The sequence below is a fragment of the Fluviicoccus sp. genome, assembly GCF_030646115.1.
In the GTDB taxonomy this organism is placed as follows: domain Bacteria; phylum Pseudomonadota; class Gammaproteobacteria; order Pseudomonadales; family Moraxellaceae; genus Fluviicoccus.
The window spans coordinates 89,737-114,015 of sequence record NZ_JAUSMX010000018.1 but is presented as its reverse complement, the minus strand read 5'-3'; the positions used below and the strand labels follow the sequence as shown (position 1 = coordinate 114,015).

The window sequence follows — 24,279 nt, the reverse complement described above, 5'->3', positions numbered from 1 at the left end:
GCCCCCAAAGGCAGGCGCTTGGGCTACAATCGGGGGTTTGAATCAGTGCCTGACTCCGGATGGCTGCATGTTGTTAATGATCGATAATTACGACTCTTTTACCTATAACCTTGTCCAGTATTTCGGCGAGCTGGGAGAGGATGTGCGTGTCTATCGCAACGACGAAATCACCCTGGAGCAGATCGAGGCGCTGCAGCCGGATCATCTCGTGATTTCACCGGGTCCCTGTTCCCCGAATGAAGCCGGTATCTCCATGGCGGTAATCCGTCATTTTGCCGGGAAGATCCCATTGCTGGGGGTATGTCTTGGCCATCAAAGCATCGGTCAGGTTTTTGGCGGCGATGTCGTCCGCGCCCGGCAGGTGATGCATGGCAAGACATCCCCCATTCACCATGCTGACCGGGGCGTGTTCCGTTCACTGTCCAACCCATTGACCGCGACACGCTACCATTCCCTGATCATTGACCGGGCCACCTTGCCGGACTGTCTGGAAATTACAGCCTGGACGCAGCACGAAGACGGCTCCATGGATGAAATCATGGGGGTCCGCCACAAGACATTGGCGGTGGAGGGGGTGCAGTTTCACCCTGAGTCCATCCTGACCGAGCAAGGTCATGCCTTGCTGAAGAATTTTCTGGAGGCGAACTGACATGGATATCCGCTCCGCCATCGGTCAGTTGACTCAACGCCAGTCCTTGTCCCTGCATGATATGGAAGCGGTCATGCGCTCCGTGATGACGGGGGAGTGCACGCCTGCGCAGATTGCCGGGCTGCTGATTGCCTTGCGCATGAAAGGCGAGTCGCTGGATGAAATTGAGGGGGCGGTGCGGGTAATGCGCGCCCTGTGCAATCCGGTGAACCTGACGACGCTGGAGCGCACCGTCGATATCGTCGGCACCGGCGGCGACGGCGCGAATTTGTTTAATGTCTCGACGGCGGCCTCGCTGGTGGCGGCGGCGGCCGGTATCCGCGTGGCCAAGCACGGCAATCGCGGCGTGTCTTCGTCCAGCGGCAGCGCCGATGTGCTGGAAGTGGCCGGCATCAACCTGCAACTGACCACGGAGCAGACAGCGCGGTGCATTGAAGAGGTGGGCGTCGGCTTCATGTTTGCTGTCAATCACCATGCAGCCATGAAGCATGCGATCGGCCCGCGCCGTGAGCTGGGTGTACGCACCGTTTTCAATGTATTGGGCCCCATGACCAACCCCGCCGGGGTCCGTCGACAGGTGCTGGGTGTGTATTCACGGGAATGGTGTCGTCCTCTGGCGGAGGTTCTGGGTCGTCTCGGTTCCGAGCATGTAATGGTGGTTCATTCCGCCGATGGCCTGGATGAGATCAGTCTGGCCGGAAAGACCTATGTAGTTGAATTAAAAGGTGGCGAAATTCGTGAATATGACCTACAACCTGAGGAGGCGGGTTTGCAGACGCAACCGCTGGATGGGTTGGACGTCAGCAGTTCCGCCGCTTCTCTGGCGCTGATTGAAGGCGCCTTGGGCAAACGCAAGACGGTGGCTGAGCGCAAGGCCGCCGACATGATTGCCCTGAATGCCGGCGCGGCGCTGTATGTATCCGGAGCGGCGGGGCAATTGCGGCATGGCGTGGCTATGGCGGAAGATGCCATTTATAGCGGGCTGGCGCTGGAAAAGCTGGTTACGTTGCGTGAATTTACCCGCGCCTTTGCGGCGACTGAATAAAGACAGCGATAAATAAGATATGACTTCACACATACTCGGGACCATCCTCCAGCGCAAGGCCGAAGAAGTTGAGTTGCGTCAACGGCAATTCTCGCTGGCGACCCAGGAAACCCGGGCGAGGGTGGCGGGTCCGGTGCGCGGCTTTTATCAGGCGTTGCGCAAGAAAGTGGATGCCGGTGATCCGGCGGTCATTGCCGAAGTGAAAAAGGCCTCCCCCTCCAAAGGAGTCATTCGCGAGAATTTCATTCCGTCGCAGATTGCCCGAAGCTATGAGCGCGCCGGTGCAGCTTGCCTGTCGGTATTGACCGATATCGACTTTTTTCAGGGTGCTGACAGTCATTTGCAGGCGGCGCGTTATTCCTGCAGCTTGCCGGTGATTCGCAAGGACTTTGTGATTGACCCCTACCAGATTGTCGAAGCCAGGGCCTTGGGCGCAGACTGTGTTTTGCTGATTGTGGCGGCCTTGTCCGACGGGCAGTTGTCAGAGTTCCACGCGCTGGCGCGGGATTACAATCTGGATGTACTGGTGGAGGTTCACAGCTACAGTGAACTGGAGCGTGCGCTGCGACTGCCGACGCCGATGATCGGCATCAACAACCGCAATCTCAAGACCTTCCAGGTCAGCTTGAATACGACCTTGGCCTTGATGAAGGCGGTGCCCAAGGATCGTCTGATTGTCACCGAAAGCGGTATTCACAGCCCGGCGGATGTGATGTTGATGCGCGCCAATAATATCAATGCGTTTTTGGTGGGTGAGGCCTTCATGAGGGAAGAAGACCCCGGTACAGCACTGAAAGCGATGTTCTTTCCGGACGTCAAGGCCCGTGCTTATTAACGCGAGCCGTAAATCACCATCGTCTTGCCCTTGACGTCAATCAGTCCCTGTTCTTCCAGCGATTTCAGAACCCGTCCCACCATTTCCCGTGAGCAGCCGACAATGCGGCCGATTTCCTGACGGGTCACGCGAATCTGCATGCCGTCGGGGTGAGTCAGTGCATCCGGTTGTTTGGAGAGGTCGAGCAGGCAACGGGCCACACGGCCGGTGACATCCAGGAAAGCCAAATCACTGACCTTGCGGGTGGTGACGCGCAGTCGGCCGGCCAGTTGTGCGGAGAGGGCGAACATCAGACCAGCATCCTGGCGGGCCAGATCCCGGAATTTGCGATAGCTGATCTCAGCCACTTCGCAGGCGCTCTTGGCGCGAATCCAGGCGGACCGGATGGGCCGTTCTTCAAACAGACCCATTTCGCCAAAGAAATCCCCGGCGTTCAGGTAAGCCACCACCATCTCCCGGCCTTCGTCATCTTCAATAACGACCGAGACCGACCCCTTGACAATGAAGAACAGGGAGTCAGAGGCATCACCGGCATGAATGATGGCGGTGCGCGCAGGATACTGGCGGAGATGGCACTGTTCCAGGAACATTTGCAGGTTGGGGATGTGTGCGAGAGCTGGAGTGACGGGCATCTTGTTCGTGTCCTGTTGGTTCTTGGAATAACTTCCCTATAATAGACAACTCACGGAAAATCAGTAGCGATTATTTGGCAAAACAGTCAAATAATCAGGCAGTCATTGCCATGAGTCATATTTGATATTAGGCGGGAGTCAAGATGCAAGCAACCATACAGTGGGTCAAAGATGTTTCCTTTGTAGGGGAGTCCGGCAGCGGCCATGCGCTGGTGATGGATGGTTCACCGGAATATGGTGGTCGCAATATCGGTCCGCGCCCCATGGAGTTGCTGCTGATCGGGCTGGGTGGTTGTGCATCCTTTGACGTAGTGACCATTCTGAAGAAGGCCCGTCAACAGGTAACCGATGTCCGCACCGAACTCAAGGCGGAACGCGCCGATACCATTCCGGCGGTTTTCACCACCATCCACCTGCATTTCGTAGTGACCGGTCGTGAGTTGAAGGATTCGCAAGTGAAAAAAGCGGTGGAGTTGTCGGCGGAAAAGTACTGCTCGGCGTCCGCAATGCTGTCAGCCGGCGGCGTCAAAATCACCCATGATTACGAGATTGTTCAGGAAGCCTGACTTTCGGCAATCGTGCGTTTTTTCCTGCGGACATAAAGGGTCTTGTGGACGCAGGCGATCGTTTTGCCCTCGTCATCAATTACATGGACGGTATATTCCGGCAGCACCGGTTTGCCGTTCTCAGCCAACTGCCGAACCCTTTCAATTTCCGCTTTTTCCATCCTGAAATTGGCGTGGACAGTGCCCCGGCCCGGGGCGATGAAGTCAATGTGCGCGGCCTTGTCCCAGACGATGTAGTCATTCCCCAGGTTTTCCATCAGCATCAGCATGAAGAAGGGATCGGTCATGCTGTACAGGCTGCCGCCGAAGTGTGTGCCGACATAATTGACATTGCCCTTGTACAGGCGCATGCGGACATCAATGGCCTGAAAGTCCGGGCTGATGCGGGTAACGCGGATACCGGCGCCGACATAAGGCAGGTAGGAATTGAGCCGCCAGCTCAGCAGCCGGGATTTGGACAAAAGCTTAAACACGATAGCTGGCTTGCGTCATGACTTTCGAGACCAGTCCCATGATGCGCTTGATGGGTGGCGGCAGTTCAAGCCCCCCGGCCGCCAGCGCCTGGTTACGGTGATGGTCTTCGTCGATATGCATCTGGTTCAGGATGGCGTGGGTGCGCTCGTCCGAAGCCGGTACACGCTGCATGTGGCTTTCCAGATGGGAGCAGACCTGCTTTTCAGTCTCCGCGACAAAGCCGAGGCTCCATTTGTCTCCGGCAATGCCCGCCGCCGCGCCAATGCCGAAGGACAGTCCGTACCACAGCGGGTTGAAGATGCTGATGTGGCTCCCCAGTTCCTTCAGCCGGTCTTCGCACCAGGCCAAGTGATCCTGTTCTTCCTGCGCCGCCCGCTCCATTTCCAGTCTCACCGTCGGCAGCCGGGCGGTGAGCGCCTGGCCATGATACAGCGCCTGGGCGCAGACCTCGCCGCTGTGGTTGACGCGCATCAGTCCGGCCACTTCACGCTGTTGCTCGGCGGTCAGGTCGGTGGCGGGACGCTGGGCTCCGGGGTTGCCGCGCAGGGCGGCCTGGTTGTTCGGGGTCAGGGTGCGCAGCACCTGGTCAGCATGTTCGATCAGGCGGTCAGCAAGGGTATAGCGGCGCATGGTAAACCTGTCGGGTCTGGATTAATGGGAGAAAGCCGTAGTCTGTTCGCAGGGTCAACCCGGCGGCCAGTTCAGGCGGCGTCCGGCCAGCAGGTGCAGGTGAATGTGATATACGCTCTGTCCGCCGTCCGCATTGCAATTCATGACCACCCGATAACCCGGTTCGGCAAAATCCAGCTCTTTGGCCAGTTGCGAGGCGGTAGTCACCAACTCGCCCACCAGCGCCGCTTCAGAAGCTGGCACATCATTCAGTGTAGTGTAGTGGGCCTTGGGGATGATCAGGATATGGGTTGGAGCTTGCGGAAACAGGTCGTGGAAGGCGATTACGCGTTCGTTTTCGAAGGCGATCCGGGCCGGAATTTGTTTCGCGGCAATCTTGCAGAACAGGCAGTCCATCGTAAAGTCCGTCGCGGGTGGGTAATGCCCAACTTTATCGGGCAAAGCGACTGTCACGCAAGGTTTGCCGTATAATTCGCGCCCGGTTGACGTTGGGGAAGTGAAGCATGGCGATTCAGCGGCGTGCGCTGGCCTTGCTGTCGGGCGGTCTGGACTCGATGCTCGCGGTCAAGCTGATGCAGGTGCAAGGCATTGCTGTGGAGGGCATTAATTTCTACACCGGGTTTTGTGTGGAAGGGCACACCCACGCCATCCGTCGCCAGAGCCCCGACAAGCCGGTACGTAACAACGCCCTGTGGGTGGCGGAGCAACTGGGCATCCGTTTGCGTATCGAGGACATCAGCGAGGAGTACAAGCGCATTGTGCTGAAGCCGCAATATGGCTACGGCGCGCATCTGAATCCCTGTCTGGACTGCAAGGTGTTCATGGTCAGCCAGGCGACGCTGTTCCTGAACCGGGCCCGGGAGCTGGCGGCGGAAGAGGGCTTCGACTTCATCATTACCGGCGAGGTGCCCGGGCAGCGCCCCAAGTCGCAAAAAGCCGACAGTATGCGTCTGGTGGCCCGTGAGTCCGGAGCCGAGGACCGGCTGCTGCGACCGCTGTCCGCCAAGCTGATTCCGCCGACCCTGCCTGAGCGCGAAGGCTGGGTGGATCGTGACCAGCTCTATGGTTTCAGCGGCCGCAGCCGTGCTCCGCAAATTGCTCTGGCGAAATCCTTCGGGCTGGAGGACTGGTCGCAACCGGCCGGTGGTTGTTGCTTCCTGACCGATGCCGCTTATTCCCGCAAGCTCAAGGACTTATGGACGACACGCGGCAAGAAGGATTATGAGCTGGATGACATCCTGTTGTTGAAAGTTGGCAGGCATATCCGTCCCGCACCTCACTTCAAGCTGATGATCGGGCGCGAGGAGGGCGAGAACAATTTTCTGGAAGGCTATCATCAGGAGTTTCCACATATCCGCATCCTTAGCCATGGCGGGCCTTTGACATTGATTGATGGTCACCCATTGGAGCAGGATCTGTTGCTGGCTGCCCGTGTTGCCGCCCGCTTCAGCCAGGGGCGCGACAGTGACCGGGTGCGCGTGGCCATACATGAGCCAGGCGGAGCTGTGCGGGAGCTGGATGTGCTTCCCCTGCCAGATGCCGAACTGGAGAGGGCTTGGTATGTCTGAACCCCTGGTGGATGTGGTTGTGGATGCGCGCCGGTTGTTGTGCCCCATGCCGGTCATTCGCGTGCAAGCCGCCGTGCGTCAGTTGCAACCCGGACAAACGCTGGAGGTTCTGGCTACAGACCCGGGCGTGATGCATGACATTCCGGCCTGGTGCAGGGTGCAGGGACACCAGTATCTGGGATGCGTGCATGAAGGCCGTGTCATGCGTTTGACGCTGAAAGTCTGATGTTCTTTTTCGGTGCAATGGCTGGCGACCGCGCCCTGATTTAGTGCGTCTTTTTGGGGCGTGAGCGGAGCAATAGCCGGAACATTGCTCCGGAATGTTTGCCATTGGGGTGTTTCATGCTGCTCAAGACGGAACTGCATGGCTGGCATAACTTTTGCTATAATGTCTGTGCACCGAAAACAGGCATAATGACGAGGCTGCTTTTCATGTTGAGTTTTGCCTTGGCAAAGCTATAAACTGCACCCCGACCGAACGCGCACCTGTCGTGGACGGATGCTGAGCCGGGCCTGTTCGCGACTGACTCACCTATAAGATTTTCCCGATTTCCGGCAACTCTGGAGCTTTTGTAAATGTCCAACAAGACCTTAGACCTGATCAAGCAACACGAAGCCAAGTGGGTTGACCTCCGCTTCACCGACACCAAGGGCAAGGAACAGCACGTTTCCTTCCCGGCCGCTACAGTGGACGAAGAAACCTTCGTCAGCGGCAAGATGTTCGACGGCTCCTCCATTGCCGGCTGGAAAGGCATTGAAGCCTCCGACATGATCCTGATGCCGGATCCCGAAACTTCCTTCATGGACCCGTTCTTCGACGAGCCGACCGTTGTCGTGACCTGCGACGTCATTGAACCGACCAGCATGCAGGGCTACGAACGCGATCCGCGCTCCATCGCCAAGCGCGCCGAAGCCTACCTGAAGGCCTCCGGTATTGGTGACACCGCCTTCTTCGGTCCGGAACCCGAATTCTTCGTTTTCGACGAAGTGAAGTGGAAGATCGGCATGTCCGGCGTGTCGCACGAAATCATTGCTGAAGAGGCCGCCTGGTCCACCAACAATGACTACGAAGGCGGCAACACCGGCCACCGTCCCCGCGTCAAGGGCGGCTACTTCCCGGTTCCCCCGGTTGATTCCGGCCAAGACCTGCGCGTCGCTATGTGCAACGCCATCGAAGCCATGATGGGCCCCGGCCGCGTCGAAGTGCAACACCACGAAGTGGCGTCCTGCCAGAGCGAAATCGGTGTGTCCTTCAACACGCTGGTGCGCAAGGCTGACGAAGTCCAGGTGCTGAAGTACGCCGTACTGAATACCGCCCATGCTTTCGGCAAGACTGCAACCTTCATGCCCAAGCCGATGGTGGGTGACAACGGTTCCGGCATGCACGTGCACATCTCCATCTCCAAAGATGGCAAGAACCTGTTCTCCGGCGACCAGTATGCCGGTCTGTCGGAAATGGCCCTGTTCTTCATTGGCGGTATCATCAAGCACGCCCGTGCCCTGAACGCCATCACCAACCCGGCCACCAACTCTTACAAGCGTCTGGTGCCGCACTACGAAGCCCCGATCAAGCTGGCTTACTCTGCCCGCAACCGCTCGGCCTCGATCCGTATTCCCTACGTGTCCAGCCCGAAGGCCAAGCGCATTGAAGCCCGTTTCCCGGATCCGGTTGCCAATCCGTACCTTGCCTTCGCAGCTCTGCTGATGGCCGGTCTGGACGGTATCCAGAACAAGATCCATCCGGGCGAAGCGGCCGACAAGAACCTGTACGACCTGCCGCCGGAAGAAGACGCCAAGGTCCCGACCGTGGCCGAAAGCCTGGAAGTTGCTCTGGCCGCCCTCAAGGCTGACCATGACTTCCTGCTGAAGGGCGGTGTGTTCACCAAGGAAATGCTGGAAGCCTACATCGATCTGAAGACAGAAGAAGCCCGTCTGGTGAGCACCATGGTGCACCCGGTCGAGTTCGACCTGTACTACAGTTGCTGATTTGGCTGGCGGACGGCCCCTTGGGGGCGGTCTGTTACAAAAGGCCCGCTTAGGCGGGCCTTTTTGTTTTCTATACTGGAACTCATCATCAAGTCTTGTTTGGGGAGAAAGGTATGCGTCTTCTGGCGTTGGGTATTGCCATCCTGTTGTCCGGTCAGCTGTCGGCCGAAATTTTCAGGACCTATGACAAGAATGGAAACCCGGTTTTCAGCGATTCTGCGTCCGGAGAGTCGGAATCCGTACAAACCCGTGAAACCATGGTGGTGCCGGCGTTGTCACCGGATGTGATTCAGAAGAAACTCCGTCCGGAAGCGACCGCAAAAGCAGCGGATGCGGAGCCGAAAACCTACCAGATCGGTATTTCCCGGCCCTTGGCCGATGAAACCCTGGCCCATGGGATCGGAGCGTTTGCCGTAGCTTTCCAGCTGGAGCCCAAGTTGTGGAGTGACCATCACTTTGAAGTACTGATTGATGGTGTGCGGCTGGCCAAGGATAGTTACAGCCCCAAGCTGGACCCTGCCAAGCTGGATCGCGGCCAGCACCGCCTGGAGATCAAGGTGATGGACGCCAAAGGCAAGGTCGTGGCCAGCCAGGGGCAGGATTTCCATGTGCAGCATGTCAGTGTATTGAATCGCCCGCCGGCAAAAAGCAAGTGACCCGGCCGGCAGTCCGGATTTATCATGAGGGAAACAACCTCGGGATAATTCTGGCATGACCGCTGACGTGTTACCCCCCGCATTGGAATCATTGATCGCCTTGCGTCTGGCTGATGGCCAGGCGGCATTCCGTGAGTGTGGCGATGAATCTTTCTGGAACACCCTATCTCCGCAATTAGAGGCCGGACTCCGGCGATTGGCGCTGGCCAGCGACTTCGCCATGTCCACTTTATGCCGTTTTCCCCGGGAATTCCGGCGCATGGCGGAGTCCGGCGAGTTGTTGCAGGCCCAGCCCCGTCCATGGTTTCATCAGCAATTGCCGGTGCTGCTGGCCGGTTGCGCCGATGAGGCGGCCTGGATGCAGGCGATTCGCGCTTATCGCAACCAGCAGATGCTGCGCTGGGTGTTTCGTGATGTGAACGGTTTGTGTTCCCTGCAGGAGCTGACGGACGAACTCTCGGCGTTTGCCGAGGCAGCGACGGACGCCGCCATTGCGTTCGCGAACGTCCCGTTGCAGGCGCGATACGGCGACCCGGTCGGAGAGGATTCCGGCGCCCGGCAGCAAATGGTGGTGCTCGGCATGGGCAAGCTGGGGGCGCAGGAGCTGAACCTGTCTTCCGATATCGACCTGATCTTTTCCTACGCTGAGCCCGGCGAAACTTCGGGCAAGACCTGCATCAGCAATCAGGAATACTTCATCAAGCTGGGGCAGGCCATTATCCGCCTGCTTGACCAACAGACCGCTGACGGCTTTGTTTTCCGTATCGACATGAGATTGCGGCCCTGGGGAGATGGCAGTGCGCTGGCCCTGTCCTTTGCCGCCATGGAGCGCTACTACGAACAGCATGGCCGTGAGTGGGAGCGTTATGCCTTCATCAAGGCGCGCCCCGTGGCCGGAGACCTGCCGGGCGGTGAGGAGTTACTGGCCACCCTGCGTCCCTTTGTCTTCCGGCGCTACATTGATTTCAGTGCGTTCGCCGCCCTGCGGGAAATGAAGGGCATGATTGAGCGCGAAGTCCGGCGCAAGGACATGGCGGACAACGTCAAGCTGGGCTCCGGGGGGATTCGTGATGTCGAGTTCATCGCCCAGGCCTTCCAGCTGATTCGCGGCGGCGTGCATAAGGCCTTGCAGCAGCGTCCGTTGCTGCCAGTATTGAATGTCCTGGTGGAGTTGGGGTTGTTGCCCGCCACCGTGCGGGATGACCTGACACAGTCATATCTGTTCCTGCGCCAGGTCGAGCATCGCATTCAGGCGGTGCAGGACCACCAAACCCAGTTGCTGCCGGTGGATGAGGCTGCGCGGTCCCGTCTTGCCGCCAGCTTGGGTTTTGGCGATTGGCAGGCGTTTTACGCAGAGCTGGAGCGTCATCGCGGTAAAGTCCGCGATCAATTCCGGCTGGTGGTGGAGGAACGGTCGGAAGCCAAGCCGGTGACCCCGGCCAGTGAGAAGGCGAAGGCCTTGTGGCTGGATAGCGGCGACGTTAGTCCTGTGCTGATGGCAGAGTTAGGCTTCGGCAATCCGGAAGGATCGGCGGGGCTGTTGCAGTCACTGCGAGCCGGCCGTGCCTTGCGAACCCTTCCGCTGTTGAGCCGTGAGCGGCTGGACCAGTTCATGCCGCTATTGCTGGAGGAGGCCGGCGCGCACGCCGAATCCGATCTGGCGCTGGCCCGCTGCCTGCCGCTGGTGGAGTCGGTTCTGCGCCGCACGTCCTATCTGGTGATGCTGCTGGAGAATCCCGCTGCGCTGCAACGCATGGTGACTTTGTGCGCCGCCAGCCCGTGGATAGCCGAAGAACTGTCCCGCTATCCAGTCTTGCTGGATGAATTGCTGAATGCGGAAACCCTTTACATGCCGCCGCAGAAGGAGCAACTGCTGTCCGAATTGCGCCAGCAACTGCTGCGGGTGCTGCCGGACGATGTGGAAGAACAAATGCGGGTGCTGCGCATCTTCAAGAAGAGCCATGTGCTGCGCGTGGCCGCCTCCGACCTGCAGGGCACCTTGCCGCTGATGAAGGTGAGTGACTACCTGTCGTGGATTGCCGAAGCAGCGCTGGAGTCGGTGGTGGCGCTGAGCTGGCAGCAGATGACGGCCCGTTATGGCTTTCCCCGGCGCGCAGACGGCTCGTTGTCCACCGGCGACTTCATGGTGGCCGGTTACGGCAAGCTGGGCGGCATCGAACTGGGTTATGGTTCTGACCTGGATCTGGTGTTTGTGCATAACGTCGCCAATGACGAGGATACCAACGGACCGAAACCGATCAGCGGCGGCGAGTTCTATGCGCGCATGGCGCAAAAGATCATCAGTCTGCTCACCACGTCCACCTCCGCCGGGCAGTTGTATGACGTGGATATGCGGCTGCGGCCCTCCGGCGCTTCCGGCATGCTGGTCAGCAGCCTGAAATCCTTCGAGGAGTACCAGTTGCACCACGCCTGGACCTGGGAACATCAGGCCTTGGTGCGGGCGCGGTTGGTGGCCGGGGATGCGGCGCTGGGCGCGCTGTTTGACGAGTTGCGCCTGCGCATCCTGGCCCGGCATCGGGAGTTGCCCAAGCTGCGCGCCGAGGTGCTGGAGATGCGCCAGAAAATGCGTGATCACCTGTCCAGCACCGCCAAAAACAAAAATAGCGCGGTGTTTGACCTGAAACACGACGCCGGTGGTATTGTCGATATAGAATTCATGGTGCAATATGGCGTGCTAGCTTGGGCGGAAACGTATCCCGAACTCGCCCGCTACCCCGACAATGTGCGAATCCTTGACGGCTTTGCCGCCTCCGGGTGCATGCCGGCCGACCTGGCCGTGCGCCTCAAGGAAGCCTATCTGGCGTTTCGCGCCCAAAGTCACCGTCTGGCCCTGGCGCAACAACCTGCCCGGGTGTCTCCAACGGAATTTGTTGAAATCCGGGCGCTGGTACAGCAGTGCTGGAACAACCTGTTTGAAATAGTGTGATGATTTCCCGGTGGGCGCGGTCCGGTGGACGGATGGCGTCCTTGATTATTTTGCAAGCTGTAAAGCCGCTGATTTTGTGGAGAAGTTGCCATGAGTATGGCTGATCGTGACGGAGTTATCTGGTTTGATGGGGAAATGGTTCCCTGGCGTGAGGCCAAGACCCACGTGCTGACGCACACCCTGCACTATGGCATGGGTGTCTTTGAAGGCGTTCGCGCCTACCAGGCGGAGCAGGGCACCTCCATTTTCCGCCTGAAGGAACACACCAACCGCTTGTTTGATTCCGCACACATCATGAACATGACGATCCCGTTCTCCAAGGACGAGATCAATGAAGCTCAACGGGCTGCCGTGCGTGAAAACAACCTGCCCAGCGCCTACCTGCGGCCGATGGTTTTCTTCGGTTCCGAGGGCATGGGCCTGCGCGCCGCCAACCTGAAGGTGCATGTGATTGTCGCCGCGTGGGAGTGGGGCGCCTACATGGGGCAGGAAGCGCTGGAGCGCGGCATCAAGGTGCGCACCAGTTCCTACACCCGCCACCACGTCAACATTTCCATGACGCGCGCCAAGGCCAATGGTCATTACATCAACTCGATGCTGGCGTTGCAGGAAGCCCTTTCGGGCGGCGCCGACGAAGCGATGCTGCTGGACCCGGAAGGCTATGTGGCTGAAGGTTCGGGCGAGAACATCTTCCTGGTCAAGGATAATGTCATCTACACCCCGGAGCTGACCGCCTGCCTGAACGGCATCACCCGCAACACCATTTTCCATCTGGCCGAAGATCTGGGCCTGAAAGTAGTGGAAAAACGGATTACCCGCGATGAAGTCTATATTGCGGACGAGGCTTTCTTCACCGGCACCGCCGCTGAAGTCACGCCGATCCGTGAAGTGGACGGCCGTCAGATCGGTTGCGGCAGTCGCGGCCCGGTCAGCACCCGTCTGCAACAGCTCTATTTCGACACGGTGAACGGCCGCAACGCCAAGCACCTGGAGTGGTTGACCCAGGTACGTTAAGTGCTTCAGGCTCCGGGGCGGTTTCTGCCACCCCGGAGCGCCGGAACTCTCCGGCCTCTCCTTTCTGTTTCATCTTCCGCAGTCAAATCCTATGAATACACCACTCATTGTCTGGCAACTGACGGACGGAAAGCCCGGTCATGAACAGCAAACACTGGGTCTGATTCGCGCCATGGAGCGGTTGGTTCCTGTTCAGACCATTCGTATTGACCTGCGACAGCAGCCGGTCGGGCTGATGGATATCCTGTTGCGCCGCTTCCCACACGATTATCCCAAGCCTGATCTGGTGCTGGGCGCGGGTCATGGCACGCATATCCCGCTGCTGGCGGCGCGTCTGGCCACCGGCGGCCGCTCCGTGGTGCTGATGAAGCCGTCGCTGCCCATGGCCTGGTTCGATTACGTGATCATGCCGCAGCATGACAATCCGCCCCACCATCCGCATATCATGGGAACCTATGGGGTGTTGAATCCGGTGGTGCCTTCGTCGACGCTGAAAAGCGATCGCGGTCTGATGCTGCTGGGCGGCCCGTCCAAGCATCATGGCTGGGACGAAGAAGGCATGGTTCGGCAAATGAAAGCGGTGCTGGCCGCTAACCCGGATGTGCAATGGCAAATCACGACTTCTCGCCGCACACCGGAGCATACCTTTCTGGAAATCCGCAATATTGCCCCGAATGCGAAGGTCTGGACCTCCAGTGAAACCCCGCAGGGCTGGGTGGAGCAGCAATTGCAGGAGGCCGGGCAGGTTTGGGTCAGCGAGGACAGTATCTCGATGATTTTTGAAAGCCTGACCGCCGGCGGGCAGGTAGGGGTATTGCAGACGCCGCGCCTGCAGTCGGACCGCATTACGCAAGCCATTGACCAGTTGATGGTGCAGCGCTGGCTGACGTCGTTTGATGTCTGGGAAAAAAGCGGGGTATTGCAGCGCGCCCCCCGGTTCAGCGAAGCCGACCGGGCGGCGGAGTGGTTGTTGCGGTGTGAGGAGCGCTGGCCGGTACAGGCCGTTTAAAGCGACTTGCCTTCAAACTGACGGTCCGCATGGTAGGAAGAACGCACCATCGGACCGCTCCAGATATTGGTGAATCCCAGCTGGCGGCCGTAGTCCGCATATTCCTTGAACTCATCGGGATGCACAAAACGGTCGACCGGAGCATGGTTCTTGGACGGCTGCAGGTACTGGCCGATGGTAATCAGCTCCACATCATGGGCGCGCAGGTCGTCCAGCACTGCCAGCACTTCTTCCTTCGTCTCGCCAATCCCCACCATCAGACCGCACTTGGTGGCCACGTCCGGGCATTCCTGCTTGAAGCGTTTCAGCAGTTGCAGCGAGTGCTGGTAGTCCGAGCCGGGACGAATGGCCTTGTAGATGCGCGGAACGGTTTCGATGTTGTGGTTGAAAACATCGGGCGGGCACTCGCGCATGATGCGCAGGGCGATATCCATGCGGCCGCGGAAGTCGGGCACCAGCACTTCCATCTTGATGTCAGGATTCATGGCGCGGGTTTCGCGGATGCAGTCCACGAAGTGCTGGGCGCCGCCGTCTTCCAGATCATCGCGGTCCACGGATGTCACCACGACATATTTCAGCTTGAGGTTGGCCACCGACTCAGCCAGGTGACGCGGTTCGTCCGGATCGAGTGCGTTGGGGCGGCCGTGGGCCACGTCGCAGAACGGGCAGCGGCGGGTGCAGATGTCGCCCATGATCATGAAGGTGGCGGTGCCGCCGCCGAAACACTCCGGCAGGTTGGGACAGGCGGCTTCCTCGCACACCGTATGCAGCTTCTGCTCCCGGAGGTGGCTCTTGATACGCTGCACTTCACCGGGGTTGCTGATGCGGACGCGAATCCAGTCCGGCTTGCGCGGCAGGGTTTCGGTGGGAATGACCTTGACCGGAATGCGGGCCAGCTTTTCAGCGCCGCGCAGCTTCTCGCCCTGTACCACCTTGACTGGATCGTTCATGGTCATCCCCGCATTTTGAGGGCCGTATTCTAGCGCAAAAAGCCGGGCTTGCGGGACGATTCAGGACTTGCTGCTGTCGCCCGCCTTGTCCAGCAACTGCATCACCTGCCAGCTGAAGTTGGGCGCCGCGCGGTTGATCAACTGCGCGGCCTGCGCCAGTTTGCCGGGATAGATGACTTCCCGGCCTTTTTCCAGACCGTGCTCTACGGCATCCAGCACAAAGTCTGGTTCAATCACCAGCCCGGCCTTCTTGCACAGCGCCAGGAAGCCGCCTTCGTGGTGGGTCTTGCCCGCATCCAGCAGAGGCGTGTTGACGGCAGGCGGGCAGACCAGGGCCAGCCGCAGGCCGTTGTGCCGGTTCTCACGGATCAGCTGCCGGGCGTACATGTTGGTGGCGGCCTTGGTAGCGCTGTAGGCGCCCATCCATGGCGAGGGCAGGTAGCCGGTCAGTGAGCCGAAAATAACGATGTCACCGGTCTTGCGCTTCAGCATTTCCGGCAGCACCGCCTTGGTCAGGAACACCGTGCCGTCATAGTTGATGTGCATCTGGCGCACAATCTGGGTGCTGGGCAGTTCATTGAGCAGGCCCATGGGCATGATGGCGGCGCAGTGCATCAGCCGGTCGATATGGCCGTGGCGGTGCTGGATGTCGGCAATGGTGCGCTCGACGTCGACATGATTGGACACGTCACAAATGTACGGATGGATGTTGCGCAGGCCATGCGCCGTTTCGCCGAGGCCTTTTTCATTCATGTCGATGATGGCGACGGTGGCGCCTTGGGCGGCCAGCCGGCGGGCGGCGAGACGCCCCATGCCGCTGGCGCCGCCGGTGATGACGGCCAGATGTCCGTGAAATGCCATGTGGTTTCCCCCTCTAATGCGAAATCGGCAAATGGTACGATCGTACGGTATTTTTCTTTTACCCCAATTCCTGCTTGTTTGACAGGGGGCTTGGCGCATGGCTTCAATCTTGCATTCATACCATACCTTTGGCGAATTGCCACCTGCCCCGGCAAGGCTGTTAAACTGCCACCCATGCCCAGCCTGAAGGATTGTCGCCCATGCAAAGCCATTATGATGTTGTTGTGATTGGAGCCGGACCCGCCGGAGAAGGCGCCGCCATGAAACTGACCAAGGAGGGCCGCAAGGTGGCGGTGGTGGATGCCCGTCCGGAAGTGGGCGGCAACTGCACCCATGTGGGCACCATTCCTTCCAAGGCGCTGCGGCAGACGGTTTTCAACATCATGCGCTACCAGCGCGATCCGTTGTTCCAGCGGGTTGGCGAGTTGCGCAACGTGCCGGTATCGCAGGTGCTGGCGCGCGCCAAGAACATTATCCAGGAACAGGTCAGTGTCCATACCCGTTTCTACGACCGCAACCGCGTCGACCTGCATCACGGTCAGGCCACTTTCATGGATGCCCATACCCTGCGCATCAAGACGCTGGAAGGCGGCAAGGAAACAGTCACCTTTGAACAGGCGGTCATCGCCACCGGCAGCCGGCCTTACCAGCCGGAGGATATTGATTTCAAGCACCCGCGCGTTTTTGACAGCGACAAGATACTGTCGCTGGACTACCCGGTGCACAAGCTGATCATCTACGGAGCGGGTGTCATCGGCTGCGAATATGCCTCCATTTTTGTGGGGCTGGGCTACAAGGTGGACCTGATCAACACCCAGAACCAGTTGCTGTCCTATCTGGATGACGAAATTGCCGATGCGCTGTCGTACTACCTGCGGGAGCTGGGCGTACTGATCCGTCACCAGGAGCAGTACGAAAAGCTGGAAACCTTTGATGACTGTGTGGTGATGCACCTGAAGTCCGGCAAGAAGATCAAGGCGGACGCCATCCTCTGGTGTAACGGCCGCACCGGCAACACCGATACCCTAGGGCTGGAAAATGTCGGGTTGACGGCCAACAGCCGGGGGCAGATTGCCATTGACCGCCAATACCGGACTTCGGTGCCGCATATCTGGGCGGTGGGCGATGTCATCGGCTATCCCTCACTGGCTTCGGCAGCCTATGACCAAGGGCGTTGCGCAGCGGCGCACATGACCGGCACCGGCGACATGGAGCATGTGGACGATGTACCCACCGGCATCTACACCATTCCCGAAATTTCCTCCATCGGCAAGACCGAGAAGCAACTGACCGAGGAGCGGGTGCCTTATGAAGTGGGGCAGGCCTTCTTCCGCCATCTGGCGCGGGCGCAGATTACCGGTGAAACGGTGGGCATGCTGAAGATACTGTTCAACCGCGATACGCTGCAAATCCTGGGGATTCATTGCTTTGGCAATAATGCGGCGGAAATTGTGCACATTGGCCAGGCAATCATGCTGCAGAAAGGTGATGGTAATACCTTGAAGTATTTCGTCAACACCACGTTCAACTATCCGACCATGGCGGAAGCTTACCGTGTGGCGGCGCTGAACGGGCTGAACCGCTTGTTTTAGGCTGATGGTGCGGACATGAAAAAGGCCCGGACTCTCCGGGCCTTTTTCATGGTACGAGGGATTACTCGAAGAACTTGTAGGGGTTGGGTTCCTTCTGTTCCTTGTCCTTGTACTTGGGCAGGTCCAGCATGCGGGACATGCCCATCATGTTGGCGTAAGGCCCCTTGCCCTGCACATAGTTGATGGCCCATGTCGGGGAAGTTCCGCCCGGATCAACATAGCCTTCAGATTCGAGCAGGGTCTTGTCCTTGCCGATCGGAGTCCATTTGACGGTGTAGTTCTCGGCCTCCATGCGGACCAGCGGCGGCTTGGGGGGCATGAAATCAGGCAGGGCGGACATGCGGATCTGGACATACGGCCGGTTCTTGGTCATGGGTTCAATAACGGCGCGCAAAACGACATCGCGATCCGGCATGCCGACAGGAGCGTCATGGACCATGTAAAAAATAAACTCTTTGTCCGAAACCTTTTTCAGCAGTTTCGCATCCAGAACCGCAAAGTACCATTTGGTATAGCTTTCGACGTCGGCCTGAACGCGCGCAAGATCTTCGATCGGGGAGTTGAAGGTGGCCTCCACCCGGAACGAGCGGATGTTCTTCCCTTCTTCATTTTTGACGAATACCTTGATGCCGCGCATCTTGTCGTGCCTGGACATGCGCCATTCATTCTTGTTGAGGCCGGAGTCCCGGATTTCATCAAGATCGTCGCGTGCGGCCAAGGCCGTAGTGGGCAGGCTGAGGCACAGCATGGCGCCCAGAAGGATTTTTTTCATGATGACCTCATTGTTTTTGTGCACCTGTCCGACGCGTGACGCCACCTTGGACACGAATGCCTATGGGATGAATAGCTCCCTTATGGTTTAGCTATAGCCGCTTGTGTGAACAGCGTCAAGCTATTGGGGATTGATGGTGGCAAGAATGCGATAAAGCTGAAGTATTACATTAACAATTCAGTAAAACTATTGATACAAAAAGACAAAAGCCCCTCCAAAGGGAGGGGCTTTTGTCAGCGGCATTGTCAGGGTTTCAGGCTTCGTTGGCCTTTTGTCCCTTGTGATAGGTGGTGTAGATATACACCGGGATGGACAGTGCACCCAGATGATGCTGGATCAACGGGTACACCTCATCCCACTCCAGACCGCCAACGCCGGTGGACAGGCGGGGCAGGGCAACACTGCTGAACTTTTCGCTTTCAATCAACTTGTGCAGTTCCTTCAGCGCGTGGTTGACGTGTGCGGTGGTGGCGCGGCCGGGCTTTTGACCGTGTTCATAAGCGCCTTCCTGGGTCAGCAAATTGACCACGACCTTGCCGTCGGAACCCATCCAAGACCACAGCGTCCCGGCTTTGGGGTGCTGAGTCTGGCAGAAATGGCGAAAGTCCTTATACAGCGCAGGCCAGTTCTCCCGCAGGGAGTGGGCCAGACCGACAGCAAAGTCATCATTCGGGGCGATGCCGTGGGCGATAACCTGAGCGTTTGTGAGGAGGATGTCGCCGGATACTTCGATGATCATGTTTTATACCTTGTATGGAGTGAATCTTCATCTTAACCATACAAATACAAGGCATATAAATGCAAGGGGAATCGTAAAATAATTGTTAATAACATACTGTTTTAGAAGGTTTTTTCGAGGGAGTTCCGGATCTGGTCCTGCAAGGTTTTCATCGTGGGGGGGGCCGGGGTTTCCTGGTGAACGGAGGTCATCTGCAAGCCGGTGTATCCACAGGGATTTATGCGGTTAAAGGGTTCCAGGTCCATGTCCACGTTCAGAGCAAAACCGTGATACGAACAGCCCCGGCGGATTCGCAGGCCGAGTGAGGCGATCTTGCGGTCGCCGACATAAACACCATGGGCGTCGCGGTCGGCACGGGCGGAAATGCCATTCTGCTGCAGTACATCCACCAGGCAGTCTTCAATAAATTCCACCAAATCGCGCACGCCGGTGCCAGTGCGTCGCAAATCAAACAGGCAGTAACCCACCAGTTGGCCGGGGCCGTGATAAGTGACCTGGCCGCCGCGATCGGTCTTCACCACCGGGATGTCACCGGCGGCAAGGATGTGTTCGGTTTTACCTGCCTGCCCTAGCGTGAATACCGGCGGATGTTCCACGAACCAAAGTTCGTCCGGGGTTTCCGGCGTGCGCTGGTCGGTGAAGTCACGCATGGCCTGCCAGACGGTCTGGAAGTCCCCGGCCATGTGTCGGACTATCAGCACGGCTCAGTACACCAGCTTGATTTCAGGGGCGGCGTTGAAGGCGGCGTAAAGGGCGTTGATCTGCTCGCGGGTTTCCAGATACACCTCAATGGTTACCGACAGGTACTTGCCACCGCTGGAGGGGCGCATGGTGATGCCGGCCGGATCAAAGCCGGGGCAGAGGCGGGTGGCGATTTCAGCGGCCACCTGCGCCAGCGGATACTGCATTTCACCCATGATCTTGAAGGTGTGGTTGCAGGGCAGTTCCCACACGTCAATATTGTGGACGAGGTGTGATTCGGGAGGCGTCATGGCGGGTCTCGGTCAACAAAAAAGTTAGAACAGCCCGGCGAAGAATTTCTTGATGTGGTGCCAGATTCGGACCACGAAATTGGCTTCTTCCACCGGTTGCAACGTCACCAGCGCCTGTTCGGCAACGGTCTTGCCATCCAGAGTCACCACAATCTTGCCGATTTCCTGACCCAGCTTCAGCGGGGCGTCCAGCGAGGCGGGGACTTGCAGGGTGAGCTTCAGTTGGTCCTTCTGGCCGCGCGGCAGGGTGACATTCATGTCACTGGCCAGGCCGATGGAGACGGCGTCGCCCTTGCCGAACCAGACTGCCGGCTTGCCCAGTTCCTGACCCTTGGGACGCACCTGTGCGGTTTCATAGTTGGCGAAACCCCAGTTGAACAGGGCACGGGTCTGGTCGGCGCGGGCCTGCATGGCGTTGGTGCCCATGACCACCGAGATCAGACGCATGGGGCCGCGCTTGCTGGAAGCCACCAGGCAGTAACCGGCTTCATCAGTGTGGCCGGTCTTGAGACCGTCGACGGTGGGGTCGGTGTAGAGCAGGGCGTTGCGGTTACCTTGCTTGATGTTGTTGAAGGTGAATTCCTTTTCGGAATAGATGGGGTAGTACTTGCTGCTGTCCTTGATGATGGCGTGGGCCAGCAGGCCCATGTCGCGTGCGGTGGTGTAGTGGTTGGGGTCGGAGAGGCCGGTAGCGTTGGCGAAGTGGGTGCCGTTCATGCCCAGGTGCTTGGCTTCGGCGTTCATCATCTCGGCGAAGGCGGGTTCATTGCCGGCCAGATGTTCGGCCAAGGCCTTGGACGCATCGTTGCCGGACTGGATGATGACGCCGCGCAGCATGTCGATGACCGAGGCGCTGGTGTTGACCGGCACATACATGCAGGATTCGGCGCTGGTGCCGCGACACCAGGCGGATTCGCTCATCAGCACCGGGTCGGTTTCCTTCAGGGTGCCCTTGATCAGACGCTGTTCCACCAGAAAGCTGGTCATCATCTTGGTCAACGAGGCCGGGGCGACGCGCTGGTCCGGGTTGGAGGAGGCCAGCACCTGACCGGAATCGTAATCCATCAGCAGGTAAGCCTTGTTTTCGAGGACAGGGGCGGAGGGAACGATGGTGGCGGCATTAACGACAGTGGCGGTGAAGGCGGCGAAGCCGAAGGCGGCGAGCATACGGGCCATGGTGCGTGCGGTTCCTGGATTCGGGTGACGGGAGGGTTGCATGGCAGGGATTCTAGCACTGTTGGCCGGAATTTTTTGTATGGCTTGCTTGACTGGACGAGTCAGGTTAAAACGTCCATAAACCGGCGATGGCAGCCGGACTTCCTGCGAGCCGGAAAACATGAAAAACAACCGGATTATGGTCTTGGCCGCCTTGCTGGCCTGTAGCGCCTGCACCAGCATCTGGGCCAACTCCATTGCCTCGAAAATGACGGATAACCTGCTGTTGCTGGAAAGCCTGGAGGGAGAGCTGGTCCAGAAAAAGATCCTGCCGGATGCTCCCGCCGTGGATGTCCGCCAGAGCGTGATCTACCAGAAACCCTGGAAAATACGCGCCGAGGTCACGGCGCCCGCTTCCATCAAGGGCAGTCTGTTCCTGTACGACGGCAACCGCAGTCTGGTCTGGTGGCCGACCGAATTGTTCGGGATGCGGGTCAGCAACATCAGCAGCCCGGATCGTGACGGGATTTTCAGGCATCTGGCTCATGAAAGCACGGTGGCGTTGCGTGATTATGCCTTCTCGATGAGCGGTGTGGAAAAAGTGGCGGGGGTGGACACCAACCTGTGGAAAGTGTTGCCGATGGTGGATGACGGTTATCACCACTATCACCAGATGTGGATGGTGGAGCGCTATTCCATCCCGCTGAAGGTCGAGATCCTCGATAAGGACAAGAAGCTGTGGTATGGCATGGAATACAAGAAGGCCAGCTTCAACAAACCCTTGCTGGACAATGCCTTTGCCTTCGAATTCCCCTCCAATGCCATGGTCATAGATTTTGACTACGCCGATCCCGGCATTTCGCTGGAGGAGGCACGCAGAACCATGAATTTCACGGTTATGCAGCCCGGCAAACTGCCCGACGGTCTGAAAGTGACGAAGATGATTCGCGCCAAAGGCACCGTGCCGATGCTGGACATGATCATGGATCAGGGCGGCACCCGTGTCAGCCTGTTCCAGTCGCATGCCTTCGGCACCACGCCCTTGATGAAGTTTGGCAAGGAAGTACGCATTGGCAAGAACAAGGGGATGCTCAGTTTCACCGGACCGTTTTCCACCATCGTCTGGATCAAGGACAAGACACAGCTAACGCTGATTGGCAACTTGTCCTATCCGCAGCTGCTGCAATTGGCCGCGTCGGTGGAATGAGATGTGGGAACTGGTGCGGCTGTCGCTGAATGCGCCGGTGACGGTGATCTACAGCGCCATGTATGCTCTGTGGACGTTGCTGATCCTGACCGAAATCGGCTGGAGCCGGGCATTGGGGCAGGGGCTGTACCGGCGCAGCGAGTTGTTGGCCAATCTGGGGCTGTTTGCCGGCTATTCGCTGGTGAACCTGTTCTGGGTGCACGCGGTGTTCTGGCTGTACACCCTGGCGGCTCAGTTCAAGATCGTGGCGTTGGGCAGCGGGTACTGGCACCTGTTCGGGCATGGCGGCTGGCAGGAATGGCTGCTGCTGTTTGTGCTGGAAGACCTATGCTTCTACACCTTTCACCGTTTTCACCACCGCTTCGCCTTCCTCTGGCTGGCCCATGTTCCCCACCATTCGTCCCCGGATTTCAACTTGTCCACGGCCTTGCGCCAGACCTGGACGCCGTTTACGGCGGTGGTTTTCTGGCTGCCGCTGGCCTTGCTGGGCTTTGATCCGTTGATGATCATGACCATGCAGATGTGCAGCCTCTTCTACCAGTTCTTCCTGCATACTCAGGTGGTGGGTTCACTGGGGCCGCTGGACTGGGTGTTGAATACGCCCCGGCATCACCGGGTGCATCATGCCAGCAATGCACCGTATGTAGACCGGAATTTCGGCGGGGTGCTGATTGTCTGGGACCGGTTGTTCGGGACCTTTGCCAAGGAGGAAGCGGGGAATCCGGTGCGGTTCGGGGTGGAACCGGCCGTGGCCAGTGCGAATCCGGTGGTGATTGCGCTGGGCGCTTATGCAGACTGGTGGCGGTCGTTGAGCAAAACGGGGAAGGCTTAACATGTATGAAGAGGCCGGGACAGAGCCTTGGCAGGCCACTCTGCTTCATTCCCATAACATGAATCCTCCAGAGTCACATCTATGACCAGCCTAGACGTCAGCCTTCCCGGCTACTACATCCGCCAGATGGCCGATCTGGTGAAGGGGCGCGGCGCGGATATCCAGCCGTGGCTGGCGGTAGCCGGTCTGGCCGAGGCGCGGCTGGATGAAGCGGTGGTCACGTTGTCCTTTCCCATTTTCAGCCGGTTTCTACTGGAGGCAATAACGCTGGCGCAGGAACCTGCGCTGGGCTTGTTGCTGGGCGCGCGGCTGCTGGGCAATACCCACGGCATTTTGAGTTACGCCGCCATGAACGGTGGTTCGATCCGGCAGGTGTTGGGGTTGTTGCAGCATTACCTGCCGCTGCGGACAACCTTGGTGGCGATTGAGATGCAGCCTATCGGGGACGAGGTGCGGGTCCGCTTCAATGAGCCCATGCCGCTGGGCGAGGTGCGGCGGCTGGTCCTGGAAACGGTGGTGCTGTCGATCCGCAACATCCTCGATTTCGTCACCATGGGCGCGTGTCAGGTGCGGGAGGTGGCGTTTGACTTTGCCGGGTCCGACGCGGATGCGCGGCTGGCGGAGGAATTCTGCAAGTGCGGGGTTCGTTACGGGGCGGGCTGGACGGGGTTTTCATTGCCGGTGGCGCAACTGGATATGCCATTGAAGATGGCCGATCCGGCGGCGTTCAGAGAGGCGGTGGACATTTGCCGCCGTGAGCTGGATAAGATGACGCGGCAGGTGTCGATGGCGGCGCGGGTGCGGCGTTTGATGCTGGAGCAGCAGAACGGTTTTCCGTCGTTGCAGATGGTGGCGCGGTTGTTCCATTTGACGCCGCGCACGCTGCACCGGCGGTTGATTGAGGAGGGGACGTCGTTCAAGCTGGTTCTGGAGGAGGTGCGGCATATGCTGGCGCTGGAGCATTTGAAGTCGGGGCGGTTGTCGATTCAGGAGATTGCGTTTTTGCTGGGGTATTCGGATGTGGCGAATTTCAGGCGGGCGTTTAAACGATGGGAGGGGGTGGCGCCGTCGGGGGTGAGGTAGACTCAATGTTTTTACAGTAACCCCCCCAGTCGGGCCATTGGAAGTCTTCGGAATATTTGTACAACGACTTCCCAGTTCTAAATTG

General features: G+C 58.8%; 26 protein-coding genes. 15 read left to right on the top strand and 11 right to left on the bottom strand.

Annotation, left to right across the window (positions count from 1 at the left end; translation table 11 throughout):
• Window positions 1-67 precede the first annotated feature (67 nt).
• The 3 genes from Q7T36_RS12395 to trpC are packed head-to-tail and all read left to right on the top strand — an operon-like array spanning window position 68 to window position 2,529.
• The gene (locus Q7T36_RS12395) at window positions 68-649 is read left to right on the top strand and encodes an aminodeoxychorismate/anthranilate synthase component II (protein ID WP_304848844.1); all 582 of its coding nucleotides are present in this window, start codon (window positions 68-70) and stop codon (window positions 647-649) included.
• A 1-nt stretch (window position 650) separates the two neighbouring features.
• Window positions 651-1,694 carry an anthranilate phosphoribosyltransferase gene (trpD, locus tag Q7T36_RS12390; protein ID WP_304848841.1) on the top strand — a complete coding sequence of 348 codons (1,044 nt, stop codon included), beginning with the start codon at window positions 651-653 and terminating at the stop codon, window positions 1,692-1,694.
• Between the two features lie 19 nt (window positions 1,695-1,713).
• Window positions 1,714-2,529, top strand: coding sequence for an indole-3-glycerol phosphate synthase TrpC (gene trpC / locus Q7T36_RS12385; protein WP_304848837.1), 816 nt, complete (start codon window positions 1,714-1,716; stop codon window positions 2,527-2,529).
• Here the strand turns inward: trpC and crp are convergent.
• Window positions 2,526-3,161: a cAMP-activated global transcriptional regulator CRP gene (crp, locus tag Q7T36_RS12380; protein ID WP_304848834.1), complete on the bottom strand. Its 636-nt coding sequence runs from the start codon at window positions 3,159-3,161 to the stop codon at window positions 2,526-2,528. The genes trpC and crp overlap by 4 nt on opposite strands.
• A gap of 143 nt (window positions 3,162-3,304) precedes the next feature.
• Between crp and Q7T36_RS12375 the strand changes: the two genes are divergently transcribed.
• A complete protein-coding gene (locus Q7T36_RS12375) occupies window positions 3,305-3,727 on the top strand; it encodes an OsmC family protein (protein WP_304848831.1) in 423 nt (140 codons plus the stop codon).
• Here Q7T36_RS12375 and Q7T36_RS12370 read toward each other — a convergent pair.
• The 3 genes from Q7T36_RS12370 to Q7T36_RS12360 are packed head-to-tail and all read right to left on the bottom strand — an operon-like array spanning window position 3,715 to window position 5,227.
• A complete protein-coding gene (locus tag Q7T36_RS12370; protein ID WP_304848828.1) occupies window positions 3,715-4,200 on the bottom strand; it encodes a DUF4442 domain-containing protein in 486 nt (161 codons plus the stop codon). The two genes, Q7T36_RS12375 and Q7T36_RS12370, sit on opposite strands and share 13 nt — an antisense overlap.
• Window positions 4,193-4,831 (bottom strand): 2-polyprenyl-3-methyl-6-methoxy-1,4-benzoquinone monooxygenase, encoded by a 639-nt coding sequence (coq7, locus tag Q7T36_RS12365; RefSeq protein WP_304848825.1) that lies wholly within the window; start codon window positions 4,829-4,831, stop codon window positions 4,193-4,195. Before coq7 ends, Q7T36_RS12370 begins: the two co-directional genes overlap by 8 nt.
• A gap of 54 nt (window positions 4,832-4,885) precedes the next feature.
• Window positions 4,886-5,227, bottom strand: coding sequence for a histidine triad nucleotide-binding protein (locus tag Q7T36_RS12360; RefSeq protein ID WP_304848821.1), 342 nt, complete (start codon window positions 5,225-5,227; stop codon window positions 4,886-4,888).
• 107 nt (window positions 5,228-5,334) lie between these two features.
• Here Q7T36_RS12360 and Q7T36_RS12355 point away from each other — a divergent pair, with 107 nt between their 5' ends.
• The 7 genes from Q7T36_RS12355 to Q7T36_RS12325 all read left to right on the top strand — a co-directional run bounded on the left by Q7T36_RS12355 (window position 5,335) and on the right by Q7T36_RS12325 (window position 14,011).
• On the top strand, window positions 5,335-6,399 hold the full coding sequence (locus tag Q7T36_RS12355) for a hypothetical protein (RefSeq protein ID WP_304848818.1): 1,065 nt from the start codon (window positions 5,335-5,337) through the stop codon (window positions 6,397-6,399).
• A complete protein-coding gene (locus tag Q7T36_RS12350) occupies window positions 6,392-6,625 on the top strand; it encodes a sulfurtransferase TusA family protein (protein ID WP_304848815.1) in 234 nt (77 codons plus the stop codon). Before Q7T36_RS12355 ends, Q7T36_RS12350 begins: the two co-directional genes overlap by 8 nt.
• Window positions 6,626-6,975: 350 nt before the next feature.
• Window positions 6,976-8,385, top strand: coding sequence for a type I glutamate--ammonia ligase (gene glnA / locus Q7T36_RS12345; protein ID WP_304848812.1), 1,410 nt, complete (start codon window positions 6,976-6,978; stop codon window positions 8,383-8,385).
• Window positions 8,386-8,498: 113 nt separating this feature from the next.
• The gene (locus Q7T36_RS12340; protein WP_304848809.1) at window positions 8,499-9,041 is read left to right on the top strand and encodes a hypothetical protein; all 543 of its coding nucleotides are present in this window, start codon (window positions 8,499-8,501) and stop codon (window positions 9,039-9,041) included.
• A 55-nt stretch (window positions 9,042-9,096) separates the two neighbouring features.
• Complete coding sequence (gene glnE / locus Q7T36_RS12335; protein ID WP_304848806.1) at window positions 9,097-11,988, top strand: bifunctional [glutamate--ammonia ligase]-adenylyl-L-tyrosine phosphorylase/[glutamate--ammonia-ligase] adenylyltransferase; 2,892 nt, start codon at window positions 9,097-9,099, stop codon at window positions 11,986-11,988.
• Between the two features lie 90 nt (window positions 11,989-12,078).
• On the top strand, window positions 12,079-13,002 hold the full coding sequence (locus Q7T36_RS12330; protein ID WP_304848803.1) for a branched-chain amino acid transaminase: 924 nt from the start codon (window positions 12,079-12,081) through the stop codon (window positions 13,000-13,002).
• A gap of 91 nt (window positions 13,003-13,093) precedes the next feature.
• Window positions 13,094-14,011: a mitochondrial fission ELM1 family protein gene (locus Q7T36_RS12325; protein WP_304848800.1), complete on the top strand. Its 918-nt coding sequence runs from the start codon at window positions 13,094-13,096 to the stop codon at window positions 14,009-14,011.
• Here the strand turns inward: Q7T36_RS12325 and lipA are convergent.
• On the bottom strand, window positions 14,008-14,961 hold the full coding sequence (gene lipA, locus Q7T36_RS12320; protein ID WP_304848796.1) for a lipoyl synthase: 954 nt from the start codon (window positions 14,959-14,961) through the stop codon (window positions 14,008-14,010). The genes Q7T36_RS12325 and lipA overlap by 4 nt on opposite strands.
• Before the next feature lie 60 nt (window positions 14,962-15,021).
• Window positions 15,022-15,822, bottom strand: a complete 801-nt coding sequence (locus Q7T36_RS12315) for an SDR family oxidoreductase (RefSeq protein WP_304848793.1) — start codon at window positions 15,820-15,822, stop codon at window positions 15,022-15,024.
• Window positions 15,823-16,022: 200 nt separating this feature from the next.
• Between Q7T36_RS12315 and sthA the strand changes: the two genes are divergently transcribed.
• Complete coding sequence (sthA, locus tag Q7T36_RS12310) at window positions 16,023-17,414, top strand: Si-specific NAD(P)(+) transhydrogenase (protein WP_304848790.1); 1,392 nt, start codon at window positions 16,023-16,025, stop codon at window positions 17,412-17,414.
• A gap of 61 nt (window positions 17,415-17,475) precedes the next feature.
• Here the strand turns inward: sthA and Q7T36_RS12305 are convergent, their stop codons facing one another.
• The 5 genes from Q7T36_RS12305 to Q7T36_RS12285 all read right to left on the bottom strand — a co-directional run bounded on the left by Q7T36_RS12305 (window position 17,476) and on the right by Q7T36_RS12285 (window position 21,084).
• Complete coding sequence (locus Q7T36_RS12305) at window positions 17,476-18,186, bottom strand: START domain-containing protein (protein ID WP_304848787.1); 711 nt, start codon at window positions 18,184-18,186, stop codon at window positions 17,476-17,478.
• A 253-nt stretch (window positions 18,187-18,439) separates the two neighbouring features.
• Window positions 18,440-18,925 (bottom strand): macro domain-containing protein, encoded by a 486-nt coding sequence (locus Q7T36_RS12300; RefSeq protein ID WP_304848784.1) that lies wholly within the window; start codon window positions 18,923-18,925, stop codon window positions 18,440-18,442.
• A gap of 101 nt (window positions 18,926-19,026) precedes the next feature.
• Entirely contained in the window at window positions 19,027-19,608 is a 582-nt protein-coding gene (gene lipB, locus Q7T36_RS12295) for a lipoyl(octanoyl) transferase LipB (RefSeq protein WP_370690132.1), read from the bottom strand.
• A 21-nt stretch (window positions 19,609-19,629) separates the two neighbouring features.
• Window positions 19,630-19,917 (bottom strand): YbeD family protein, encoded by a 288-nt coding sequence (locus Q7T36_RS12290; RefSeq protein WP_304848778.1) that lies wholly within the window; start codon window positions 19,915-19,917, stop codon window positions 19,630-19,632.
• A gap of 24 nt (window positions 19,918-19,941) precedes the next feature.
• The gene (locus Q7T36_RS12285; protein ID WP_304849735.1) at window positions 19,942-21,084 is read right to left on the bottom strand and encodes a D-alanyl-D-alanine carboxypeptidase family protein; all 1,143 of its coding nucleotides are present in this window, start codon (window positions 21,082-21,084) and stop codon (window positions 19,942-19,944) included.
• Window positions 21,085-21,253: 169 nt separating this feature from the next.
• Here Q7T36_RS12285 and Q7T36_RS12280 point away from each other — a divergent pair, with 169 nt between their 5' ends.
• From Q7T36_RS12280 to Q7T36_RS12270, 3 genes are all read left to right on the top strand, one after another.
• Window positions 21,254-22,279 carry a sigma-E factor regulatory protein RseB domain-containing protein gene (locus Q7T36_RS12280; RefSeq protein WP_304848775.1) on the top strand — a complete coding sequence of 342 codons (1,026 nt, stop codon included), beginning with the start codon at window positions 21,254-21,256 and terminating at the stop codon, window positions 22,277-22,279.
• Between the two features lies 1 nt (window position 22,280).
• Entirely contained in the window at window positions 22,281-23,111 is an 831-nt protein-coding gene (locus Q7T36_RS12275; RefSeq protein WP_304848772.1) for a sterol desaturase family protein, read from the top strand.
• A gap of 81 nt (window positions 23,112-23,192) precedes the next feature.
• Window positions 23,193-24,194: an AraC family transcriptional regulator gene (locus Q7T36_RS12270; RefSeq protein ID WP_304848769.1), complete on the top strand. Its 1,002-nt coding sequence runs from the start codon at window positions 23,193-23,195 to the stop codon at window positions 24,192-24,194.
• Window positions 24,195-24,279 lie beyond the last annotated feature (85 nt).